This is a genomic window from Caballeronia sp. SBC1 (genome assembly GCF_011493005.1).
Taxonomy (GTDB): domain Bacteria; phylum Pseudomonadota; class Gammaproteobacteria; order Burkholderiales; family Burkholderiaceae; genus Caballeronia.
Genome location: NZ_CP049156.1, coordinates 3,532,787 through 3,554,246 on the forward strand (window position 1 = coordinate 3,532,787; position 21,460 = coordinate 3,554,246).

27 protein-coding genes are annotated in these 21,460 nt (G+C 59.0%); 1 reads left to right on the forward strand and 26 read right to left on the reverse strand.

Annotated features, from left to right (window positions below; all coding sequences use genetic code 11):
• Positions 1-40 precede the first annotated feature (40 nt).
• The 4 genes from SBC1_RS15715 to SBC1_RS15730 all read right to left on the reverse strand — a co-directional run bounded on the left by SBC1_RS15715 (position 41) and on the right by SBC1_RS15730 (position 3,773).
• Positions 41-793: a cytochrome c1 gene (locus tag SBC1_RS15715; RefSeq protein WP_165092657.1), complete on the reverse strand. Its 753-nt coding sequence runs from the start codon at positions 791-793 to the stop codon at positions 41-43.
• 26 nt (positions 794-819) lie between these two features.
• Positions 820-2,202, reverse strand: coding sequence for a cytochrome bc complex cytochrome b subunit (locus tag SBC1_RS15720; RefSeq protein WP_165092658.1), 1,383 nt, complete (start codon positions 2,200-2,202; stop codon positions 820-822).
• Positions 2,202-2,822 (reverse strand): ubiquinol-cytochrome c reductase iron-sulfur subunit, encoded by a 621-nt coding sequence (petA, locus tag SBC1_RS15725; RefSeq protein ID WP_165092659.1) that lies wholly within the window; start codon positions 2,820-2,822, stop codon positions 2,202-2,204. The genes SBC1_RS15720 and petA overlap by 1 nt, the downstream gene beginning before the upstream one ends.
• Before the next feature lie 204 nt (positions 2,823-3,026).
• Entirely contained in the window at positions 3,027-3,773 is a 747-nt protein-coding gene (locus SBC1_RS15730) for a Nif3-like dinuclear metal center hexameric protein (RefSeq protein WP_165092660.1), read from the reverse strand.
• A 20-nt stretch (positions 3,774-3,793) separates the two neighbouring features.
• On the opposite strand from SBC1_RS15730, the gene SBC1_RS15735 reads away from it, so the two are divergent.
• Positions 3,794-5,017, forward strand: a complete 1,224-nt coding sequence (locus tag SBC1_RS15735; RefSeq protein ID WP_165092661.1) for a Do family serine endopeptidase — start codon at positions 3,794-3,796, stop codon at positions 5,015-5,017.
• 119 nt (positions 5,018-5,136) lie between these two features.
• Here the strand turns inward: SBC1_RS15735 and tatC are convergent, their stop codons facing one another.
• From tatC to SBC1_RS15845, 22 genes are all read right to left on the reverse strand, one after another.
• A complete protein-coding gene (gene tatC, locus SBC1_RS15740) occupies positions 5,137-5,937 on the reverse strand; it encodes a twin-arginine translocase subunit TatC (RefSeq protein WP_165988472.1) in 801 nt (266 codons plus the stop codon).
• Between the two features lie 69 nt (positions 5,938-6,006).
• Complete coding sequence (tatB, locus tag SBC1_RS15745; protein ID WP_165988474.1) at positions 6,007-6,555, reverse strand: Sec-independent protein translocase protein TatB; 549 nt, start codon at positions 6,553-6,555, stop codon at positions 6,007-6,009.
• 79 nt (positions 6,556-6,634) lie between these two features.
• Positions 6,635-6,868, reverse strand: a complete 234-nt coding sequence (tatA, locus tag SBC1_RS15750; RefSeq protein WP_165092664.1) for a Sec-independent protein translocase subunit TatA — start codon at positions 6,866-6,868, stop codon at positions 6,635-6,637.
• A 192-nt stretch (positions 6,869-7,060) separates the two neighbouring features.
• Positions 7,061-7,423 (reverse strand): histidine triad nucleotide-binding protein, encoded by a 363-nt coding sequence (locus tag SBC1_RS15755; protein ID WP_062092250.1) that lies wholly within the window; start codon positions 7,421-7,423, stop codon positions 7,061-7,063.
• Between the two features lie 54 nt (positions 7,424-7,477).
• Positions 7,478-7,870, reverse strand: coding sequence for a hypothetical protein (locus SBC1_RS15760; protein ID WP_165092665.1), 393 nt, complete (start codon positions 7,868-7,870; stop codon positions 7,478-7,480).
• A gap of 45 nt (positions 7,871-7,915) precedes the next feature.
• Positions 7,916-8,284: a phosphoribosyl-ATP diphosphatase gene (locus SBC1_RS15765; RefSeq protein WP_370469569.1), complete on the reverse strand. Its 369-nt coding sequence runs from the start codon at positions 8,282-8,284 to the stop codon at positions 7,916-7,918.
• A gap of 11 nt (positions 8,285-8,295) precedes the next feature.
• Complete coding sequence (gene hisI, locus SBC1_RS15770) at positions 8,296-8,709, reverse strand: phosphoribosyl-AMP cyclohydrolase (RefSeq protein ID WP_165988476.1); 414 nt, start codon at positions 8,707-8,709, stop codon at positions 8,296-8,298.
• Positions 8,710-8,712: 3 nt separating this feature from the next.
• A complete protein-coding gene (gene hisF, locus SBC1_RS15775; protein WP_031362185.1) occupies positions 8,713-9,486 on the reverse strand; it encodes an imidazole glycerol phosphate synthase subunit HisF in 774 nt (257 codons plus the stop codon).
• Between the two features lie 240 nt (positions 9,487-9,726).
• On the reverse strand, positions 9,727-10,479 hold the full coding sequence (hisA, locus tag SBC1_RS15780) for a 1-(5-phosphoribosyl)-5-[(5-phosphoribosylamino)methylideneamino]imidazole-4-carboxamide isomerase (RefSeq protein WP_165092668.1): 753 nt from the start codon (positions 10,477-10,479) through the stop codon (positions 9,727-9,729).
• Positions 10,480-10,651: 172 nt separating this feature from the next.
• Entirely contained in the window at positions 10,652-11,302 is a 651-nt protein-coding gene (hisH, locus tag SBC1_RS15785; RefSeq protein ID WP_165092669.1) for an imidazole glycerol phosphate synthase subunit HisH, read from the reverse strand.
• Positions 11,303-11,333: 31 nt separating this feature from the next.
• Positions 11,334-11,954 carry a MarC family protein gene (locus SBC1_RS15790; RefSeq protein ID WP_165092670.1) on the reverse strand — a complete coding sequence of 207 codons (621 nt, stop codon included), beginning with the start codon at positions 11,952-11,954 and terminating at the stop codon, positions 11,334-11,336.
• A gap of 96 nt (positions 11,955-12,050) precedes the next feature.
• The gene (hisB, locus tag SBC1_RS15795; RefSeq protein WP_031362181.1) at positions 12,051-12,638 is read right to left on the reverse strand and encodes an imidazoleglycerol-phosphate dehydratase HisB; all 588 of its coding nucleotides are present in this window, start codon (positions 12,636-12,638) and stop codon (positions 12,051-12,053) included.
• Positions 12,639-12,666: 28 nt separating this feature from the next.
• The gene (gene hisC / locus SBC1_RS15800; RefSeq protein ID WP_165988478.1) at positions 12,667-13,737 is read right to left on the reverse strand and encodes a histidinol-phosphate transaminase; all 1,071 of its coding nucleotides are present in this window, start codon (positions 13,735-13,737) and stop codon (positions 12,667-12,669) included.
• Between the two features lie 92 nt (positions 13,738-13,829).
• Positions 13,830-15,155, reverse strand: coding sequence for a histidinol dehydrogenase (gene hisD, locus SBC1_RS15805; RefSeq protein ID WP_165092672.1), 1,326 nt, complete (start codon positions 15,153-15,155; stop codon positions 13,830-13,832).
• A 41-nt stretch (positions 15,156-15,196) separates the two neighbouring features.
• Positions 15,197-15,889, reverse strand: coding sequence for an ATP phosphoribosyltransferase (gene hisG, locus SBC1_RS15810; RefSeq protein WP_165092673.1), 693 nt, complete (start codon positions 15,887-15,889; stop codon positions 15,197-15,199).
• Positions 15,886-17,154, reverse strand: coding sequence for a UDP-N-acetylglucosamine 1-carboxyvinyltransferase (gene murA / locus SBC1_RS15815; protein WP_165092674.1), 1,269 nt, complete (start codon positions 17,152-17,154; stop codon positions 15,886-15,888). The genes hisG and murA overlap by 4 nt, the downstream gene beginning before the upstream one ends.
• 132 nt (positions 17,155-17,286) lie before the next feature.
• Positions 17,287-17,526: a BolA family protein gene (locus tag SBC1_RS15820; RefSeq protein ID WP_031362176.1), complete on the reverse strand. Its 240-nt coding sequence runs from the start codon at positions 17,524-17,526 to the stop codon at positions 17,287-17,289.
• 42 nt (positions 17,527-17,568) lie between these two features.
• On the reverse strand, positions 17,569-18,324 hold the full coding sequence (locus tag SBC1_RS15825; protein WP_165092675.1) for an ABC transporter permease: 756 nt from the start codon (positions 18,322-18,324) through the stop codon (positions 17,569-17,571).
• A complete protein-coding gene (locus SBC1_RS15830; protein WP_165092676.1) occupies positions 18,321-19,247 on the reverse strand; it encodes an ABC transporter ATP-binding protein in 927 nt (308 codons plus the stop codon). The genes SBC1_RS15825 and SBC1_RS15830 overlap by 4 nt, the downstream gene beginning before the upstream one ends.
• Positions 19,248-19,466: 219 nt before the next feature.
• Complete coding sequence (locus tag SBC1_RS15835; RefSeq protein ID WP_165092677.1) at positions 19,467-19,736, reverse strand: lipid asymmetry maintenance protein MlaB; 270 nt, start codon at positions 19,734-19,736, stop codon at positions 19,467-19,469.
• A complete protein-coding gene (locus SBC1_RS15840; RefSeq protein ID WP_165092678.1) occupies positions 19,733-20,362 on the reverse strand; it encodes a phospholipid-binding protein MlaC in 630 nt (209 codons plus the stop codon). The genes SBC1_RS15835 and SBC1_RS15840 overlap by 4 nt, the downstream gene beginning before the upstream one ends.
• Before the next feature lie 123 nt (positions 20,363-20,485).
• A complete protein-coding gene (locus tag SBC1_RS15845; protein ID WP_165092679.1) occupies positions 20,486-21,409 on the reverse strand; it encodes a VacJ family lipoprotein in 924 nt (307 codons plus the stop codon).
• Between the last annotated feature and the right edge of the window lie 51 nt (positions 21,410-21,460).

The following is a 21,460-nucleotide window of genomic DNA, read 5'->3' on the forward strand; positions in this document are numbered from 1 at the left end:
AGGCGCTTTGACGACGCTGACCCACACCGATCGCGGCGTGTTATTTAATTTGCTTCCAGTATGCCGCGTTGAGGCGCCACGCCAGAAAGCTCAAAACTCCCAAGAACATCAGGACCCAGACACCCAGCTGCTTTCGCTCCTGCTGGGCCGGTTCCGCCATCCACGAAAGGTACGAAACCAGATCGGCCATAGCCGAATCATAATCTACTGGCGACATCGTCCCCGGAGTCACTTGGGTATAACCCGCGAAATGTTTGACCTTTTCACCGGTTTTTTCGTCGACTTCGGTATCGAATTTCGCCGTCCGGACACCCTGCAACTCCCACAGCACATGCGGCATGGCCACGTTTTCATACACGAGATTGTTCCAGCCGGTCGGCCGGGTATCGTCGCGATAAAAACTGCGCAAGTACGTGTAGATCCAATCCTTGCCGCGCGCCCTCGCCTCCACCGACAAATCCGGCGGTGCCGCCCCGAACCACGTTTTTGCATCGTCGGGACGCATGGCGATGGTCATCGTGTTGCCGACCTTGTCGGTCGTGAAAAGCAAATTATCCTGGATTTCCTTCGGATCGATACCGATATCCGTCAGCCGGTTGTAACGCATCAAATTCGCGCTGTGGCAATTCAGGCAATAGTTTACAAACAATTTTGCGCCATGTTGAAGCGAAGCAAAATTTTCGGAGCTATCGGGCGCGGCATCGAGCGGCACTTCCTGTGCGTGCGCCGAAGTCAGGCCGAACGACAGCAGCGCCGCACCAATTATCGCGAGGGTAGAAAACCATTTTTTCATCGTCGTGTCTCCTATGGGGGCGCGGGTCAATGCGGCTTGAACCGTACGCGGTCGGGCGGCTGCTTGAAGCGGCCGCGCGTCGTCCAGAAGGGCATGCCGAGGAAAAACGCGAAATAAATCAACGCACAGATCTGCGCGATCAGCGTGCTGGCCGGCGACGGCGGTTTCGTGCCGAGAAAGCCGAGTACCAGGAACGCGAACACGAAGATGCCATAGAACACCTTATGGAAAAGTGGCCGGTAGCGGATGGATTTGACGGGACTTCGGTCAAGCCATGGCAGGAAGAACAGCGAGACCACAGCCGTACCCATCACAACCACGCCCCAGAATTTCGATTCGGTCAGCGCCATGAACACCACCACCAGCAACGCCAGCACCGGCAAACCTATCCGCCATTTGCCGCGCGCTCGCAGCAACGCCAGCAAGCCCAGCAACGCAACCACGATCATCAGCACAATCTTGAACGGATCGGTGGTGGCGCGGAGCATGGCGTAGAACGCGGTGAAGTACCACACCGGCGCGATCTCGTTCGGTGTTTGAAGCGAGTTCGCGGGCACGAAGTTATTGGCTTCGAGGAAGTAGCCGCCCATCTCCGGCGCGAAGAAAACTATCGCGGCGAAGATGAACAGGAACACGCAGACGCCCATGAAATCGTGGACGGAGTAGTACGGATGGAATGGGATACCGTCGAGCGGAATGCCCTTTTCGTCCTTCTTCGCCTTGATTTCGATGCCGTCCGGGTTATTCGACCCCACTTCATGCAACGCGACCAGATGGGCGACAACCAGACCGATCAGCACGAGCGGAATGGCGACCACATGGAACGCGAAAAAGCGGTTGAGCGTCACGTCCGAGACCACATAATCGCCGCGAATCCAGAGCGACAGATCCGGACCGATGAATGGAATCGCCGAGAACAAATTCACGATCACCTGCGCGCCCCAGAACGACATCTGGCCCCACGGCAGCAGATATCCGAAGAACGCCTCGGCCATCAGGCACAGGAAAATCGCGCAGCCGAAGATCCACACGAGTTCGCGCGGCTTGCGATACGAGCCGTACAACAGCCCGCGGAACATGTGCAGATACACGACGACGAAGAACATCGACGCGCCGGTGGAGTGCATGTAGCGGATCAGCCAGCCCCACGGCACTTCCCGCATGATGTATTCGACCGATGCAAACGCAAGCGTTGCATCGGGCTTGTAGTTCATTGTCAGGAAGATGCCGGTGACGATCTGGTTCACCAGCACGAGCATTGCCAGCGAGCCGAAGAAGTACCAGAAATTGAAATTCTTTGGTGCGTAGTATTCGGAAACGTGCGCCTTCCAAGTCGACGTCAGCGGAAAACGCCGGTCGATCCAGCCCAGAAGTCCTGTTGTTTCTACTTCCTTGTCGGTAGCCGCCATTACGCCTCTCCCTTTTCGTCCTTGCCAATCACGAGTGACGTCGCCGAAGTGAACATATAAGGCGGAATGTCCAGGTTGTCCGGCGCGGGTTTGTTCTTGAACACACGGCCGGCCAGGTCATAGGTCGAGCCGTGGCACGGGCATAAGAAACCGCCGGGCCAGTCGTCAGGGAGATTGGGCTGGGCGCCTTCCTGGAAGCGCGGCGTAGGCGTGCAGCCGAGGTGCGTACACACGGCCACGGCAACAAGCAGGTTCTTGTGATCGGCGCGCGATCGGTATTCGTTATTGCAGTATTCCGGCAGCGGCATGCTGAATACTTTCTTCGACTGCGGATCCGCGAGCTCGGGATCGGCCTTCTTCACGTCGGCGAGCATTTCGTCGGTACGGTTCAGAATCCAGACCGGCTTGCCGCGCCAGGCGACCGTCATCAGGTCACCAGGCTTGAGACCTGATATATCGACTTCGACCGGCGCGCCCGCTGCCTTGGCTTTTTCCGACGGTGCAAACGACCCGACGAACGGGACGCAAGCCGCTACGCCACCGATTCCGCCCATTACGGTCGTCGTGATCAGCCAAGTTCGGCGGCTGCCGTCGACGCGTTGATCTTCGTTGTCTCGCATCACACGCCCCACTTCTGAGTTGGATTTATACCGTCAGTTCGTTCTACCGACGCTAGTGTGCGCGAATGGAGTCGTCATTTACAAGAGTTGAATAGCAAAAAACGCTCGAAGTCCTTCATTCTTAAGGGTTTCCCCGCACTTATCGTGGCTATCGAATGAAGGGGTTATTTAACCCATTCGATTATTTATTGCAGCGCAAGATAATCACACCGGATTATCAATATCGATAAAGACGTGCTCGATATCGAAATGCTCGGCCACATGGGCGCCGAGCGCCTGGACACCGTACCGCTCGGTGGCATGATGCCCCGCCGCAACGTAGGCCACGCCGCTTTCCGCCGCAATGTGCATGGTCTGCTCGGAGACTTCGCCGCTAATGTAGACATCGGCGCCAGCGGCAATGGCCTCGTCGAAGAAACCTTGCGCGCCGCCCGTGCACCACGCCACGCGACGCAGTTCCCAATCCGGATTACCGAACACGAGCGGCTTGCGTCCGACTTCGTTCTCGACCGTCGCGGTGAAGTGCTCAAGCGACAACGGCACCGGCAGCGAGGCGATCCAGCCGAGATCCTGATCGCCGAAACGGTTGTCCGCAATCAATCCAAGGCGCTCGCCGAGCTGGGCGTTGTTGCCGAACTCAGGATGGGAATCGAGCGGCAGGTGGTACGCGAACAGGTTGATGTCATGCTCGAGCAGCGTCTTCAGCCGCCGGTATTTGCGCCCGGTGACCTGCGGCGCTTCGTTCTTCCAGAAGTAGCCGTGATGTACGAGCACCGCGTCTGCGCCCCACTCGATGGCCGCGTCCAGGAACGCCTGCGACGCCGTTACGCCGGTCGCTAGTTTCCCCACGCGACGTGAGCCCTCAACCTGCAGACCATTCGGGCAATAGTCCTTGAAGCGCCCGATTTCAAGCAGATTGTTCAGATACAATTCTAGTTCGATCCGATCCATGAATTCCTCTATTCCATCAAATGCTTAGACGCTTCTGGCTGTTTTTTGCCCAAGCGGTGACCGTGCTTTTGGCGCTGATGTTCATCGTCGCGACCTTGAAACCGCAGTGGCTTCAACGCCAGGGAACGTTCGGCAAGCAACTCTCCGAACCGATCGTCGCGTTGCAGGAAGTTGCGCCGAGCATTGGTTCCCGGCCTGCCCAGTCGTCCTATGCGGATGGCGCGCAGAAAGCGATGCCCGCCGTGGTCAACGTGTTTTCGAGCAAGGACGGCACGTTACCGCCCGATCCGCGCGCGAAAGACCCGCTGTTCCGCTATTTTTTCGGCGACAAGAACAAGCGCAAAGGCGACGAAACGCCGGCGTCGAATCTCGGCTCAGGCGTCATTGTCAGCTCCGAAGGCTACATTCTAACGAACCAACATGTCGTCGATGGGGCTGATCAGATCGAAGTTGCTTTGGCTGACGGACGGACGTCGTCGGCCAAAGTGATCGGCGTGGATCCGGAAACCGATCTCGCCGTGCTGAAAATCAACATGACGAACCTGCCCACCATCACGCTCGGCCGCATGGACCAGACGCGCGTGGGCGACGTGGTGCTGGCGATCGGCAATCCGTTCGGCGTCGGGCAGACGGTGACCATGGGGATTGTCAGCGCGCTCGGGCGCAATCACCTCGGCATCAATACGTTCGAGAATTTTATCCAGACTGACGCGGCCATCAACCCGGGGAACTCGGGCGGTGCGCTGGTGGACGTGAACGGTAATCTGCTCGGCATCAATACCGCAATCTATTCGCGCAGCGGCGGCTCGCTCGGGATCGGTTTTGCGATTCCCGTGTCAACGGCGCGCAGCGTGCTGGAAAGCATCATCACCACGGGCACGGTCACGCGCGGCTGGATTGGCGTGGAACCGCAGGACGTGACGCCGGAGATTGCGGAATCGTTCGGGCTCGAGCAAAAGTCCGGCGCGATCGTGGCGGGCGTATTGCAAGGCGGCCCGGCCGATAAAGCCGGCATTAAGCCCGGCGACATCCTGATCAGCATCAACGACGACACCATCACCGACACCACGCGTCTGCTGAATGTTGTCGCGCAGATCAAGCCGGGGACGTCGGTGAAGGTGCATCTGATGCGCAAGAGTAAGGAGCTGGACTTGAGCGTGGTGATTGGCAAACGGCCGATGCAGCCCAAGCAGCCCCAGCCGCCTGACGATGACAACGGCGGTGGGGATCAAAACGACGAGTGATGTGATCTGCAGCTGCCGTGACGTGTGTAAGCCCAATGCATAAACAAAGGGGCCGTTCCAAACGTGAGTTGGAACGGCCCCTTTGCATTTTTACCCGTCATCCAGAGGGTGTGAAACCCTCAATCCTCTTCCCGCTTCGCGTCCTCCGCGGCTTCCGCTTCCTGCTCCTTGATCTTGTCCTTGCCCACGATCAACCGTGCAGCAATGATGCCGACCTCGTAAAGAATGATCAGCGGTACAGCCAGAATCAATTGCGAGAATACGTCGGGCGGCGTCACCACCGCAGAAATCACGAACGCGCCAACAATTACATACGGCCGGATCTGCCGCAGCTTCTTGATGGTGACGAACCCCATGCGCGCCAGGATCACCACGATGATCGGCACCTCGAAGGTCACGCCGAACGCGAGGAACATGGTGAGGACGAAACTCAGGTAATTATCGATATCCGTCGTCATTTGCGCACCGAGCGGCGCGTTGTAATGCGCCATCACACGGAAAATGGTGGGAAATACGACGAAATACGCGAACGACATGCCGCACAGGAACAGGAAATAGCTGCTCCCCACCAGCGGCACGACCAGCTTTTTCTCGTGCTGATACAACCCCGGCGCGATAAACGCCCAGATCTGATACAGCACAATGGGCAGCGCTATCACCAGCGCGACCATCATGGTCACTTTCATTGGCACGAAAAACGAGCCGGTGACATCGGTGACAATCATCTTGCCGTCCTTCGGCAAGTTCTGCATCAGCGGACGCGCGAGCAGCCGGAAGATATCCGGCGCCCAATAAACCAGCCCGATGAACACGACGATGACTGAAGCGCCTGCGCGGATGATTCGGTCACGCAGTTCGACCAGGTGCGAGATAAACGTCTCTTCGACGGGCTCGTCTTTAATCTGTTGCGGGTCGCTCACGCCGGCCCTCTGCTGGGATTCATCGATGGAAGGGAAGTTGGTGTTCGCGCAATGAAAGCGGCGCAAACATCAGAAAAACCGCGTGGGACGGCGCAGCGTCTCAGGCGTGTGCCGCGCCACTCGCGCCGCGCCTGATTGAACGCGCGTCTTGCGCAACGTGGTGCGCTTGTACCAGTTGGGAATGGCGGACTGCTTGACGCGCCAGTTCTTGCGTTTCGCGGGCGACGCGTTGCTGCTGCTGAACGTGTTGTCCGAGTTCGAACGCCAGGTGTCACCGGAAACGTGAGTCAGATTCGGGTCTCCGCCGCCCGCCACGCTGTCTGACACAGACGTTCCCTGCTTCCAGGCGTCGTTGAGTTCGTTTTCGTGCTGGCGAAGATTGTCGTGAATCTTGTTCTCGACATTCGCTGCCGCCGTTTCGAACTCAGTGCGCATTTTCTTCAACTCGTCGAGTTCCATCTCGCGCGAGACTTCGGCCTTGACGTCGTTGATATACCGCTGCGCACGACCGAACAGCGCGCCCGCCGTTCGTGCCACGCCGGGCAGGCGTTCCGGCCCGAGCACTACCAGCGCGACGACGCCGATCAGCGCCATTTTGGTCAGACCAAGGTCGAGCATGGAATCGAAGATCCTGAGGGTGGCGAGTGGAGGTGGCCGGTGTCGGGCTTACCGTGCTTAATCAACTTGATCAGCTTGATTAGCGGTAGTCGCTCGAACGGGTCTTGTCCTTCGCTTCCACGTCAACCGTACCGTTGCGCGGCAACTCACGCTGCTCGGTCGACGTTGGTGTTTCGCCTTCCTTCATGCCTTCTTTGAAACCCTTTACCGCGCCGCCCAGATCACCGCCGATGTTGCGCAGTTTCTTCGTGCCGAAAACGAGTGCCACGATCAACAGAACGATCAACCAATGCCAAATACTCAACGAACCCATGACTGAAAACTCTCCTTGGCTCCGCCACGCATGTCGCTCGCGGCGAAGAATGTGGACCTCGCGGCCCGAGTCGGAGCATCGAAGCCCCGATGATTAAACCTGTATTTTGCGCGCCCAATATTGCGATGGAAAGACGCTTTCGCTTTCCTTACATTTTGGTCGCGCGATCAAGCGTATCTGTTCAGCAATCCTTCAACCCATCCGGCGCCACGGGCGTTCCCCGGCAAGAATATGGGCGTGAATGTGATACACCTCTTGCCCGCCGCCCGGCCCGGTATTGATGACCGTGCGGAAACCGGTGTCGCCGCCGGTGTACGCCACACCCAGCTCGTCAGCGAGTCGCGCCGTCAGGCTCAGCATTCTACCAAGCAGCGGTGCGTCAGCTTCGGTGCAACTCGACAGCGTCTCAATATGTTTACGCGGGATCACGAGTACATGGACGGGCGCGGCCGGGTTTATATCGTGAAAAGCAACGAATTCATCGTCCTCATGGACTTTCTTGCTTGGAATTTCTCCTGCAGCGATCTTGCAGAAAATGCAGTTCTCTTGGCTCATGGTTGTCGCGGGATATCCCGATATAAATGCGTGTTGAAGATCAGGCGTTCCGTCTCAAACCCAGGCACCCGGTTGCAATGGCTTGTTCTCGTACAAAAATAGCCAGCCCTTTATAACGCGATAAAGCGTCCAGATGCCGACCACGAACAAAATGGGGAACCCGATGAATACCCAGATCAACGCTATGCCGATCACGTGACCAAGCAGCGCGAACCAGAAAGTGCGGATTTGCCATCGGAAATGCGCTTCGTAGGGCGTTCCGGCAACGTCATCGCGCTTCAGGTAATTGATGATGACCGCGATCAGCACGGTCAGTCCGCCGGTTAGCCAGTACGCGGCGTAGAGCGCGTACAGCACGTGGGTCAGCGTGCGCAAGCTGCGCAGGCGTTCGGACTCGGGCGAGTTTTGATAAACAGGCGGCGGATATGGCTCGTAAGACTGATTCATTTCATCCTCCTCGGCGACCGGTCGAGCGAAACCCGACCCTGCAGCTTAGCCACCGTTTTCGTTCTGCTCGCGATCGCGGGATTTGCGTAACGCCTTTTCTTCGATTCCCGACATCCCTTCCCGCCTTTCCAGTTCGGCAATGACCTCTGCCGGACCGAGGTCGAAATGGGACAACATCACGAGACAATGGAACCACAAGTCGGCCACTTCGCCGACAAGCGCCTTTGGTGCACCGCCGTGTCGTGCGTCCTTGGCGGCCAGCACGACTTCAGTGGCTTCCTCGCCGATCTTCTTGAGAACGGCGTCGTCACCTTTATGAAAGAGTCGGGAAACGTAGGATTGTTCCGGGTCCCCGCCCTTGCGGCTATCAATGATCGCCGCGAGGCGCAGCAACGTGTCTTGCGTGGAAAGCATGGCTTGGGTCATTACTTATAAATATGTTCGGGGTCCATCAAGACCGGTTCAACAGCGACCCAGTCGCCCGTTTCCGCCGATCCCTCGAATTTCTGGAAAAAGCACGAATGACGGCCGGTGTGGCACGCAATATCAGACACTTGCTCCACCTTCAGCAACACCACGTCTTCGTCGCAATCGAGCCGGACTTCGTGCACGTGCTGGACGTGTCCCGACTCCTCACCCTTGAACCACAGGCGCTGGCGCGAGCGCGAGTAATACACCGCGCGCTTCAATTCGATAGTTTTCGCCAACGCTTCACGGTTCATCCACGCGAACATCAGCACGTCGCCCGTTGTGGATTCCTGCGCGATCACCGGCACAAGGCCGTTCGCGTCCCACTTGACCTTCTCGATCCATCCCGCTTCTTCAGTTTGTGCAGTCACCGCTTAAATCCTCACCGAGATGCCCTGATCGGCCATGAAGCGTTTTGCCTCGCCGACCGTGTGTTCGCCATAGTGGAAGATGCTGGCGGCAAGCACGGCATCGGCGTGACCTTCGGTGATGCCGTCGGCGAGATGCGCGAGCGAGCCCACGCCGCCGGACGCAATCACCGGAATGGAAATAGCGTCCGATACCGCGCGCGTCAACGCAAGGTCAAAGCCGCTTTTCGTGCCGTCGCGATCCATGCTGGTCAACAAAATTTCTCCGGCGCCGAATTCCGCCATCTTGCGCGCCCACTCGATCACGTCGAGGCCTGTGTTCTTGCGGCCACCGTGCGTGAACACTTCCCAGCGCGGAGTTTCGCCCGCGGCGCTGACACGCTTCGCGTCAATGGCCACCACGATGCACTGTGAGCCATGTTTATCTGACGCATCACGCACGAGTTGCGGATTCGCCACCGCCGATGAATTCATGCTGATCTTGTCGGCGCCCGCGTTCAGCAGCCGGCGCACGTCTTCCACCGCACGCACGCCACCGCCGACGGTCAGCGGGATAAAGACCTGCGACGCCACTTGTTCGATGATCGGCAGGATCAGGTCACGTTGGTCCGACGTGGCGGTGATGTCGAGGAACGTGAGTTCATCGGCGCCCTGGTCGTCGTATCGACGAGCAATTTCGACGGGATCGCCCGCGTCGCGCAATTCGAGGAAATTGACGCCCTTGACCACGCGGCCAGCGGTGACGTCGAGACACGGGATGATGCGTTTAGCGAGAGCCATGTTGTTGCGAATGCCGTTGCGCTGCGAGTGAGTGCTTAGGATAAGCGAGGCGGTTCAATCGAAATTGACCCTCGCGGAGAGAAACGCCGCCCCGCTCGAACGGACTTGCGGCGCGGCCTGGATCAGTTGAGCAGAAAGCCGCCCAGAAGCACATGAGGCGCTTAAATCAGGCGTGCTGAAAAGGCCGTCGCGCGTCAAGGTTATCCACGACTACGCAACGTCCTCGCACCAAACGGCGCCTTAGGCGTCGTCGGCTTCGCGCAGCTTGTCGGCGCGCGCTTGCGCCACGGCGAAATCCAGGTCGCCTGAATAAATCGCACGTCCGCAAATCACGCCCTCAATGCCTTCGTCTTCCACTTCGCAAAGGGAGTCGATGTCGCCCAGGTTCGACAATCCGCCGCTTGCGATCACGGGAATCTTGACGGCTTGCGCGAGGCGCACAGTGGCTTCAATGTTGATGCCCTGCAACATGCCGTCGCGGCCGATATCCGTATAGATGATCGCTTCGCAGCCGTAGTCTTCGAACTTGCGGCCCAGGTCAATGACTTCGTGACCGGTCAGCTTGCTCCAGCCGTCGGTGGCGACTTTGCCGTCCTTCGCATCCAGGCCGACGATGATATGGCCGGCGAACGCAGTACATGCATCTTGCAGGAAGCCCGGGTTTTTCACCGCCGCCGTGCCGATGATCACGTACTCCAGACCGTCGTCGAGATACCGCTCGATGGTGTTCAGGTCGCGAATGCCGCCACCGAGCTGCACCGGGATGTCGTTACCGACCTCCTGGATGATGGCGCGAATAGCCTCTTCGTTTTTCGGCTTGCCGGCAAATGCACCGTTCAGGTCGACGAGATGAAGCCGCCGCGCGCCCCGATCGACCCATAGCCGGGCCATTGCCGCCGGATCTTCGGAAAAAATGGTCGCCTGGTCCATATCGCCTTGTTTGAGGCGTACGCACTGACCGTCTTTTAGATCGATGGCCGGAATGAGCAACATAGAAATAGCGTTATCGGATAAGGGTTAATCGAACGGTTGCAAACTTGGGCACAGCGCCTTTGTTTTGCTTGCCGTCTCGCTAGTGTAGTACAAGTGATGCAAGGCTCGCCGCTGCAAACGGCATAAGCCAAAACGTCAAACCACCGCTAAAACAGCACGAAAACCGCGAACATTACGGTTTCCAGTGTACGAAGTTTCGATACAGCCGCAAGCCCGCGTCCGCACTCTTCTCAGGGTGGAACTGGGTCGCGAACAGATTGTCCCGCGCAATGGCCGAGGTAAACGGTGCGCCGTACAGGGTTTCGCCGGACGTATGCGCCGGATTGTCCGGGACGCCGTAATAACTGTGCACGAAATAGAAAAACGATTCGTCCGGCACGCCGTCCCACAGCGCGTGCCGCTGCGTCTGACGCACGCGGTTCCAGCCCATCTGCGGGACTTTGAAACGCGAGCCGTCGTCCTGCAGCTGGCCTTCCAGATCGAAGCGCACGACCTTGCCGGGTATCAGGCCAAGGCCGTTCGTACCCTTCTCGCCGCCTTCCTCGCTCCAGTCGAACAGCATCTGCTCACCGACACACACGCCCAGCATAGGTTTGTCGCGCGCGGCTTCCATCACGGCTTCCTGCAAGCCCGACGCACCAAGGTGCGCCATGCAGTCGCGCATGGCGCCCTGTCCCGGCAGCACGACGCGCTCGGCTGCGCGGATTGCTTCGGGCTGCTCGACGATCGCCACGTCCGCTTCAGGCGCGGCCTTGCGGAGCGCCTGATACACGGAGCGCAGGTTGCCCATGCCGTAGTCCACGATTGCTATTGAAGTTTTCATCGAAGTATTCAATTCAGCACGTTCCAGAACGCTATTTCAAAGAGGGCAGCAACGCCTTCAATCCATTGACGATAAATTCCACCGCCAGCGCCGACAGCATCAAACCCATCAACCGTGTACCGATGTTAATGCCAGTACGCCCGACCCAGCGCGCGATGGGTTCGGCGAGCATCAACGCGCCGAAACACAGTCCCGCCAGAATCGCGCCGATCACGACCAGCCCAAGGCGTTCATACCAGTGCACCACACTTGCAGAATAGACGATCACCGTACTGATGGAGCCCGGCCCTGTCAGCAGCGGAATAGCGAGCGGCACGACTGCAATGCTGTTTTTCATCTCGGCTTCGTGACGCTCTTCCGGCGTGGAGCGCGTGTTGCCGACCTGCGCGTTCAACATGTTGATCGCCATCAACAACATGATGATGCCGCCGCCCACTTGAAGAGAGCCAACGGAAATTCCGAAGAACGCGATGATCTGCTGCCCGAGCAGCGCCGTCACGGCAATCACGCAGAAGACCGAAATGGACGCGATCCGGATCGTGCCGGCTTTCTCCGAGCTCGACATATCGGTCGTCAGGCTCAGGAAAAACGGGATCGCACCAACCGGATTGATCAGTGCGAGCAACGAAATAAAAGATTTGAGTAAATTCATCGAAGGCCGACATGGCTCGTATCGACGCGGACGGCCCGGACGCGCTTCAAAGCACGTCCTGCTAATGCCAGTTTTTCCGCGTAATTTAGAAGGCGCTTAAAGGCTGCCCTTGGTCGATGGAATCTGCCCTGCCGCGCGCTCGTCCAGCTCAACAGCCATGCGCAACGCGCGGCCGAATGCCTTGAAGACGGTTTCCACCTGATGATGCGCATTGATGCCGCGCAAATTGTCAATGTGCAGCGTCACGCCCGCATGATTCACGAAGCCGCGGAAGAATTCGATGGTGAGATCGACGTCGAACGTACCAATGCGAGCACGCGTGAACGGGACGTGAAACTCCAGTCCCGGACGGCCCGAAAAATCGATCACGACGCGTGACAGCGCTTCGTCGAGCGGCACGTAGGAATGGCCGTAACGGCGAATACCCTTGCGGTCGCCGATCGCCTTTGCCACCGCCTGCCCCAACGTGATACCCGTGTCTTCCACCGTGTGATGGTCATCGATATGAAGGTCGCCATGCGCTTCGACTTCAAGGTCGAAGAGGCCGTGACGCGCGATCTGGTCGAGCATGTGGTCGAGAAACGGCACACCAGTGGCGAGCTTTTGCTTGCCGGTGCCATCCAGGTCGAGCTTCACACGGATCTGCGTTTCGCTGGTGTTGCGAACGACTTCCGCAATGCGCATGGTATTTCCTTTGAGACTTTAAGAGATTTCAGTGCAGCGCGAGTTTCAGAGCGGCGATCATTTGCGCATTCTCTTCTGCCGATCCGACCGTCAAACGGACGCAATTCGCCAATAACGGATGCATTTTACTCACGTTTTTGATCAAAACCCGCGATGTCAGCAGGGTTTCGAAGACGGCAGCGGCATCGGGAACACGAACGAGCAGGAAGTTGCCTGCGCTCGGGAAAACGGTTGCGCCGGGAAGCGCCTTGATCGCGTCTTCCAGACGGGTGCGCTCAGCACGAAGTTCGGCGGCCTGGGCATCGAGCACGTCGAGGTGATCGAGCATGAAATCCGCGGCCGCTTGCGTCAGCACATTGACGTTGTACGGCGGGCGCACTTTATCGAATTCGGTGGTCCATGACGCCTTGCCCGCCAGATAACCCAGGCGGATACCCGCGAGACCGAGCTTCGACATTGTCCGCATCACGACTACGTTGTCGAAATCAGCGGCGCGCGGCAGCCAGCTTTGCTGGGCGAACGGTTGATACGCTTCGTCGATCACCACCAGACTATTCGATGCCGCCGCGATCACGCATTCAATATCGGCGTCGTCGTAAAGCGTGCCGGTCGGATTGTTCGGATACGCGAGATACACCAGCGCCGGGTTGTGCGTTTCGATCGCGGCGATCAGCGCGTCGAGATCAAGCGTGAAATCGTCGTGCAACGGCACGCCGATAAACTCAAGCCCCGCGAATTTCGCCGACATCTCGTACATCACGAAGCCGGGAACCGGCGCAACGACAGCGGCGCCGGGTTTCGCGCATGCCATAGACATCATGCTGATCAGTTCATCCGAACCGTTGCCGAGCAGCACTTCGCATGCAGCAGGCACTTGCATGACGCGCTTGATCTTCTCGAGCAACGCGGTCGGGCGGGGCTCGGGGTATCGGTTCAACGCGACGTCTGCCAGCCGTTCGCCCAATTCAGCAGCCAGCTTCTCCGGCAACCGATACGGATTTTCCATCGCATCGAGCTTTACGAGGCCGGTTGAGTTCGGCACGGGATAACACGTCATTGCAAGGACGTCGGGGCGGAGAATGTCTTGTGGTCGTGTCATGGTATTGCCGGACGCCAAGCGCCGGACGTTGGGCGGATCTAAGGCCGCCTCTATGTTTACTCGGTTTGCGTCGTTGTTCTGCGGGTGCTGACTTACTGCGACGTATTTTTCATCCGATATTCAGCGCTGCGCGCATGCGCCTGCAGGCCTTCGCCATACGCCAGTTCGGCTGCAATCTCGCCGAGCGTCTGTGCGCCTTCCGCGCTGACTTCAATTACGCTCGAGCGCTTAAAGAAGTCGTACACGCCCAGCGGCGATGAAAACCGCGCGGTACGTGATGTCGGCAGCACGTGGTTCGGTCCCGCGCAGTAATCGCCCAGACTTTCGCTCGTGTAGCGGCCAAGGAAGATAGCGCCCGCGTGACGGATCTGCGCCGCCCAGTGATGCGGATCGAGCGCCGAGATTTCGAGGTGTTCCGGCGCGATGTCGTTAGCGATCGCGCAGGCTTCGTTCATATCGGCGACCTTGATCAGCGCGCCGCGGTCTTCGAGCGAACGCTGGATCACATCGCGACGGGGCAACGTGGGCAGCAATTCGTTGATCGCGTCTTCCACGCGCTGGATGAACGCCGCGTCCGGGCACAGCAGGATGGATTGCGCGAGTTCGTCGTGCTCGGCTTGCGAGAACAGGTCCATCGCGACCCAGCGCGGGTCCGTGGTGGCATCGCAGATAATCAGGATTTCCGACGGTCCCGCGATCATGTCGATGCCCACGGTGCCGAACACGCGCCGTTTCGCCGATGCCACGTATGCGTTGCCCGGACCGCAGATTTTATCGACGGCAGGAATGGATTGCGTGCCGTAAGCCAGCGCGCCGATCGCCTGCGCGCCGCCGATGGTGAACACGCGATCCACGCCGCCCAGCAATGCCGCCGCGAGCACCAGCGGATTTTTCACGCCGTCCGGCGTGGGCACGACCATCACGATTTCCTTCACGCCCGCCACGCGCGCGGGAATCGCGTTCATCAGCACGGACGACGGATACGCTGCCTTACCGCCCGGCACGTAGATACCCGCGCGATCCAGCGGAGTGACCTTCTGGCCGAGCACCGTGCCGTCCGCTTCCGTGTACTGCCAGCTATGGCTGCCGCACTCAATCCGCTGTTTCTCGTGATAACCGCGCACGCGCGCCGCGGCCGCTTCCAGCGCGGCGCGGCGTTTCGGCTCAAGCCCTTCAAGCGCCGCTTCCAGTTCGGCCTGCGGTAATTCCAGCGATGCGACGCTTTCGGCCTTCAGCCGGTCGAACTTGTTCGTGTAGTCCAGGACGGCGTCGTCGCCACGCGTTTTGATATCGGCGAGAATTTGCGCGACCGAGCGCTCGATGGCTTCGTCCTCGCTCGCCTCGAACGCGAGCACCGCGTGCAGCGCCGTGTGAAAACCGTTGGCGCTGGAATCGAGTTTGCGAATCTTGATAGACATGCTGGTATCCGTTTGTTTGCCCTGCTCTGCCCTACCTACTTTTACGCGCCCACCGACGCGCGTTCGAACGCATCGAGATACGGCTTCAACGCAGCGCGCTTCAACTTTAGCGCAGCCTGGTTGACGACCAGACGCGACGATATTTCCATGATTTCTTCGACTTCGACCAAATCATTCGCACGCAATGTATTACCTGAGCTGACCAGGTCGACAATGGCGTCGGCCAGACCGACCAGCGGCGCCAGTTCCATCGATCCATACAGCTTGATCAGATCGACGTGAACGCCCTTCGCTGCGAAATGCTCACGTGCCACTTCAACATATTTTGTCGCGACGCGCAGGCGTGCGCCCTGGCGCACGGCGTTTTCGTAATCGAAGCCATTTTTCACCGCCACCGACATCCGGCAGCGCGCAATATTCAGATCGATGGGTTGATACAAACCGCCGCCGCCATGCTCGATCAACACGTCCTTGCCCGCCACGCCGAAGTCGGCTGCGCCGTATTCGACGTAGGTCGGGACATCGGTTGCACGCACGATGATCACGCGCAAATTCGGGTTCGTGGTCGGCAGGATCAGCTTGCGCGACGTTTCGGGATCTTCGGTCACTTCCACCCCGGCTGCGGCGAGCAGCGGCAGGGTTTCGTCGAAGATGCGTCCCTTCGATAACGCCAGCGTCAGCATCGCGCTCGCCGGTACCGAACTCAACGACCTGGAAGTTTGCAGCGAACTCATTGCTCGCCCCCGCTACCCTTGATGCGCCGCACGTTCGCGCCAACCGCCGTGAGCTTGCTTTCCATACGGTCGTAGCCGCGGTCAAGGTGATAGATACGATCGATCAGCGTTTCGCCTTCCGCGCACATGGCCGCGATCACCAGACTCGCCGATGCCCGCAGATCAGTCGCCATCACCTTCGCGCCCGACAGTTTCTGCACGCCGCTCACCAGCGCCGTATTACCGTCGACGGTAATGCTGGCGCCCAGCCGGTTCAGTTCCTGCACATGCATGAAACGGTTTTCGAAGATGGTTTCCACCGCTTGCGACGTGCCGGCCGCGAGCGTGTTGAGCGCCATGAACTGGGCCTGCATGTCGGTGGGGAACGCCGGATATTCCGATGTACGGAAGCTGACTGCAGTCGGACGTTTGTCCATCCGTACGCGAAGCCAGTTCTCGCCTTCTTCAATAGATACACCCGCTTCGTGCAGTTTTTCAATCACTGCTTCGAGCAACGAAGGATTCACGTTGCGCAACGTCACGTCGCCGCCGGTAGCCGCGACCGCGCACAGGAACGTGCCTGCTTCAATCCGATCCGGCACGACCGAATGACGCGCGCCGTGCAACTTGTCGACGCCCTGGATGAGCAGCCGGTCCGACCCGATTCCATCGATCTTCGCGCCCATCGCGACGAGCAGATTCGCGAGATCGCTGACTTCCGGCTCGCGCGCTGCGTTCTCAATGACCGTTTCGCCTTCCGCCAGCACCGCCGCCATCAGCAGGTTTTCCGTGCCGGTGACGGTGATCATGTCGGTGACAATGCGCGCGCCCTTCAGCCGCTTCGCCCGAGCTTCAATGAAGCCATGCTCGATCGTTATCTCGGCGCCCATCGCCTGCAGGCCCTTGATGTGCTGGTCGACAGGACGCGCGCCGATCGCGCAGCCGCCCGGCAACGACACCTTGGCTTCGCCAAAACGCGCGAGCAGCGGTCCGAGCACAAGAATTGACGCGCGCATGGTCTTGACCATTTCATACGGCGCGACGAGGTTGTCAACCTTCGATGCGTTCAGCCAGACCTTTCCGTTCGCGGATTCCGAACGCAGGCCCATCTGGTTGAGCAATTTGAGCATCGTGCGCACGTCTTGCAGGTTGGGCACGTTTTCCAGGTGCACGTCGTCCGCCGTGAGCAGACTGGCGCAAAGAATGGGCAGCGCCGCATTCTTCGCACCCGATACGACGATTTCGCCCGAGAGCTTCGCGCCCCCCACAATCACGAGTTTGTCCATGCTTGGCGTTCCTTCTACGGAGCTTCCTGCTGCGGCGCCGTTATCGGCGTCGCGGTTGTCTTGAGTGAATCGCACTAAATTTTCAGCCAGTCGGTTACGGGTGATGCTTTTGACAATAAATGTGAAGAACGCTCAGACGGGTTTCCACTCGGCCGGGGTCAGCGTTTTCATGCTCAGCGCGTGGATTTCCGCGCGCATGCGGTCGCCGAGCGCCGCGTAGACGAGTTGATGGCGAGCGATGGGCCGCTTGCCTTCGAATGCGTCGCTCACGATGGTCGCGAAGAAATGCTGGCCGTCGCCTTCTACTTCGACATGCTGGCAAGCGAGGCCGCCAGCAATGTATTCCTTCACTTGTTCCGGAGTCGGCAACATGGAAGTCTCCTGAAAATTAAGCGAACTGATTAGTGATGCCAGTTAGTGACGCAGTTTGTAACCACTTGCCAGCAAGCGGATCGCGATCCCCGCCAGCACGATGAAAAACCCGCCGACAATGCCAAGGCTCACGAGCGGATTGATGTCGGACATGCCGAAGAAGCCGTATCGGAAACCGTCGATCATGTAGAAGAACGGATTCAGCCGCGACACTTCGCGCCAGATCGGCGGCAGCGTATGAGTGGAGTAAAACACGCCCGACAGGAAAGTCAGCGGCATGATCAAAAAGTTTTGGAATGCCGCAAGCTGGTCGAATTTATCCGCCCAGACGCCGGCGATCAATCCGAGCGTTCCTAGAATTGCAGAACCGAGGATCGCGAAACCGAGAATGTAGAACGGCGCGGCGAAACTCATGGGAATGAACCACACCGTGACGATAAACACGCCAAAACCGACCGCAATCCCGCGCACGACAGATGCGAGCACATACGCAAAATACATTTCCCAGTGCGACAACGGCGGCAGCAGGACGAACACGAGGTTGCCCGTGATCTTCGACTGGATCAGCGACGACGAACTGTTTGCGAACGCGTTCTGCAACACACTCATCATCACGAGGCCCGGCACGAGAAAGCTGGTGTACGCCACGCCCGGATAAACCTCGACGTGATTCGTGAGCGCGTGGCCAAAGATCATCAGGTACAAAAGCGCCGTGATGACCGGGGCGAGCACCGTTTGAAACGCCACCTTGTAGAAGCGCAGGATTTCTTTGTAGAACAGGGTACGAAAGCCGCTCATGAAAGACCCTCGATCACTTCCGGCTCGTTCATCACCTGCACGAACACGTCCTCCAGATCTGCTTTGCGTACATCGATTTCATCGAACGTGCAGCCCGCCGCGCGGCATTTCGCCAGAATCGGCTCAACTTCGTCGTAGCTTGCCAGCCGCAACAAATGATTGGTTCCGGAAGTTGCACGCGGATCGACTTCCAGCGCGCGCAACTCGGCGGGCAATACACCCTGCGTGAAACGCAACGAAAGCTGCATTCCCGCGAAGCGCTGCAACAGCGTGCTGGTTCGTTCAAGCGCAACGACTTCACCACGACGCAACATGGCGAGCCGGTCGCACAGCGCCTCGGCCTCTTCAAGATAGTGCGTGGTCAGCACGATGGTGTGACCTTCGCGATTCAGCCGGGAGATGAACTTCCAGAGCGTCTGGCGCAATTCGACATCGACGCCCGCGGTCGGCTCGTCGAGCACGATCACCGGCGGCTTGTGGACCAACGCCTGGGCCACCAGCACTCGACGTTTCATGCCGCCTGACAGCGCGCGCGTGTTGACGTCGGCTTTCTCGGTGAGATCGAGATTGGCCATGATTTCGTCGATCCAGTCGTCATTCTTGCGCAGGCCGAAATAGCCCGACTGGATGCGAAGCGACTCGCGGACGGTGAAAAACGGATCGAAAACGAGCTCCTGCGGCACCACGCCCAGCGAGCGGCGCGCCTGGCGGAAGTCGGTGACCACGTCGTGGCCGAGCACGGAGATGGCTCCGCTATCGGCGCGCGCGAGCCCCGCGAGGATGCTGATGAGGGTCGTTTTACCGGCGCCGTTGGGGCCGAGCAGGCCGAAAAACTCGCCTTCTTCGACGACGAGGTTCACGCCTTTGAGCGCTTGCAGCTCTTTGTAGCGCTTCTTGACGTTGCGTATTTCTATGGCTGACATGACAGTGCGCGCGCCGGCGGGGGCTGCGCCTCGATGTGTGCGGATCGGAACCGGAACCAGCCTTTACGAAATGAAAGGCAGATGGCAGGCCGAAAAAACGGTTGATTATAGGCCAAACGCGGCAGGGGTTCGCCGCTAGCAAGTCCGTATCAACCCTGCAAACCCTGCTAGGCGCGTTTGATGGATATCGAAACGCGCCGGTACTTCAGCAGGACAGGATCAATGTCGGAAGGTGAGGAGCGTATCTACGCCATAGGCTTGCGCAAGACTGGCAAGCCCGGAGGGAAGGTTGACGACGGTGAGCGCCGCGCCACGCGCCACTGCCGCGCGTTGCCACGCGAGCAACACGGCGAGCGCCGACGAATCGAACTGCTTGAGCGACGCGCAATCCACTTCGGTTGCGCCGGCGGCGATCCGCGACAAACCCGCGTCGAGCGCGCTTCTTGCGCTCTCGTGCGTGAGCGTCGCGGCGGTTTCGAAGCGACTCACGATGCTTTGCCGCTCGCCAGTTGCTGATTACGCTGCGTGAGGAACTGTACCAGCCCGTCCACGCCGTGTTGCTGGATTTGCTCGTTGAACTGCTGCTGGTAAGCCTGGATCAGCCACGCGCCAAGCACGTTGATGTCATAGACCTTCCAGCCCTGCGGCGTCTTGTACAGACGGTAGTCGAGCTCGATCGGTGAACCGTTGTTCAGCACCACCGAGCGCACCACCACGTCTGTGTCGCTAGGATCTGCGCGGAACGGCTTGTACTGGACCTGTTGATCGCGAACCTGCGCCAGAGCACCCGAATACGTACGGATCAGCAGCATCTTGAATTGCTCGACGATGTCTTTCTGCTGCTGCGGAGTAGCCGTGTTCCAGTTGCGCCCCATGACAAGACGCGTGGTGCGCGTGAAGTCCGTGTACGGCAGGATCTTCTCGTTCACCAGTTGCGTGATGCGCGTGATGTTGCCCGACTGGATCTGCTTGTCAGCCTTGATCTGGTCGAGCACTTGCGACGTGACCGTCTTGACCAGTCCGTCCGGGGTGGACATGTCGTTAGCCTGCGCGAACGCACCGCTACAAAACGCCATCAGGACAGCAAACAGGGGAAGTAGAAATAGTTTTTTCATTACGGACTCTGCAAAAAAAGTGGCTTGAGTTTGAGCGCGGTGTTCACCATGAGTTCATCTTCCACGTTCTATTCAGCCATAGAAATGCTTTCGTTATGTTACCGGGCCGTCAATTTGCACGCTTTAGCGTAGCTTGAACGACGGGAATGACGGGAATGACGGAATCCGCGGGGGCACCATCTGGTCCGGCCGCACCGAAGTCGCGCCGGGCTCGCTTGCGGCGGCCGCGCCGGACGCCGCTGCCGTTGCCGATGCCGCCGCAGGTGACGTCGCCGTGGTTGCTGAAGCAGGCGCCGCGCCTGCTGCCGCGCCGCTGTCTACATCTTCGTACTTTGGCAGGGATGCATTGCTGTCGCTCGCACCGTTGTCGCCGCCAATAAGATACTGACGACGCTGCAAATACGCGTTACGCACGAACGAATACTTGTCGAGCGCAGCACCCGAGAGCACATCGCCAGCTCCCAGCAAGTTGGCCCGCGTGTTGACCAGTTGCACACCGAACAGCGTGGTGCGGAACCACGCCGGATCCACGTAGCTTGTCACGCTGCCAAAATAATCGACAACCGTACCCGCCGTATCACGCACCGTACTGGGTCCCAGCAACGGCAGCACAACGTACGGTCCCGCCGGCACGCCGTAGTGGCCGAGCGTCAAGCCGAAGTCCTGGGTGTGCTTCGGCAGTCCGGCAACACTCGCCACGTCGAACAACCCGGCCACGCCGAAGATCGAGTTCATCACCACGCGCATGATGTCCGACACGCCGTCTGCAATCTTCAACTGCACCAGATTGTTCGCCGCCGTATAAATATCGCCGATATTGCCAAAGAAGTTCGTGACACTGTCGCGCACCGGCTGCGGCGTAACGTACACGTAGCCCTTCGCAATCGGCTTGAGCGCGACCTGGTCGATCTTGTCGTTGATCGTGAACATCGTCCGGTTGTAACTCTCGAACGGATCGCCCTTGGTCGGCGTGGTGACGGTTGCACACCCGGCAAGCACCGCCACCGCGACCATCACGGCCGCGCTATTTACGCGCATTGCCTGCATTTCTTTTTCTCCTTATTGATGCTGACCCGAAGGCAGGCCCGTACCGCGAGA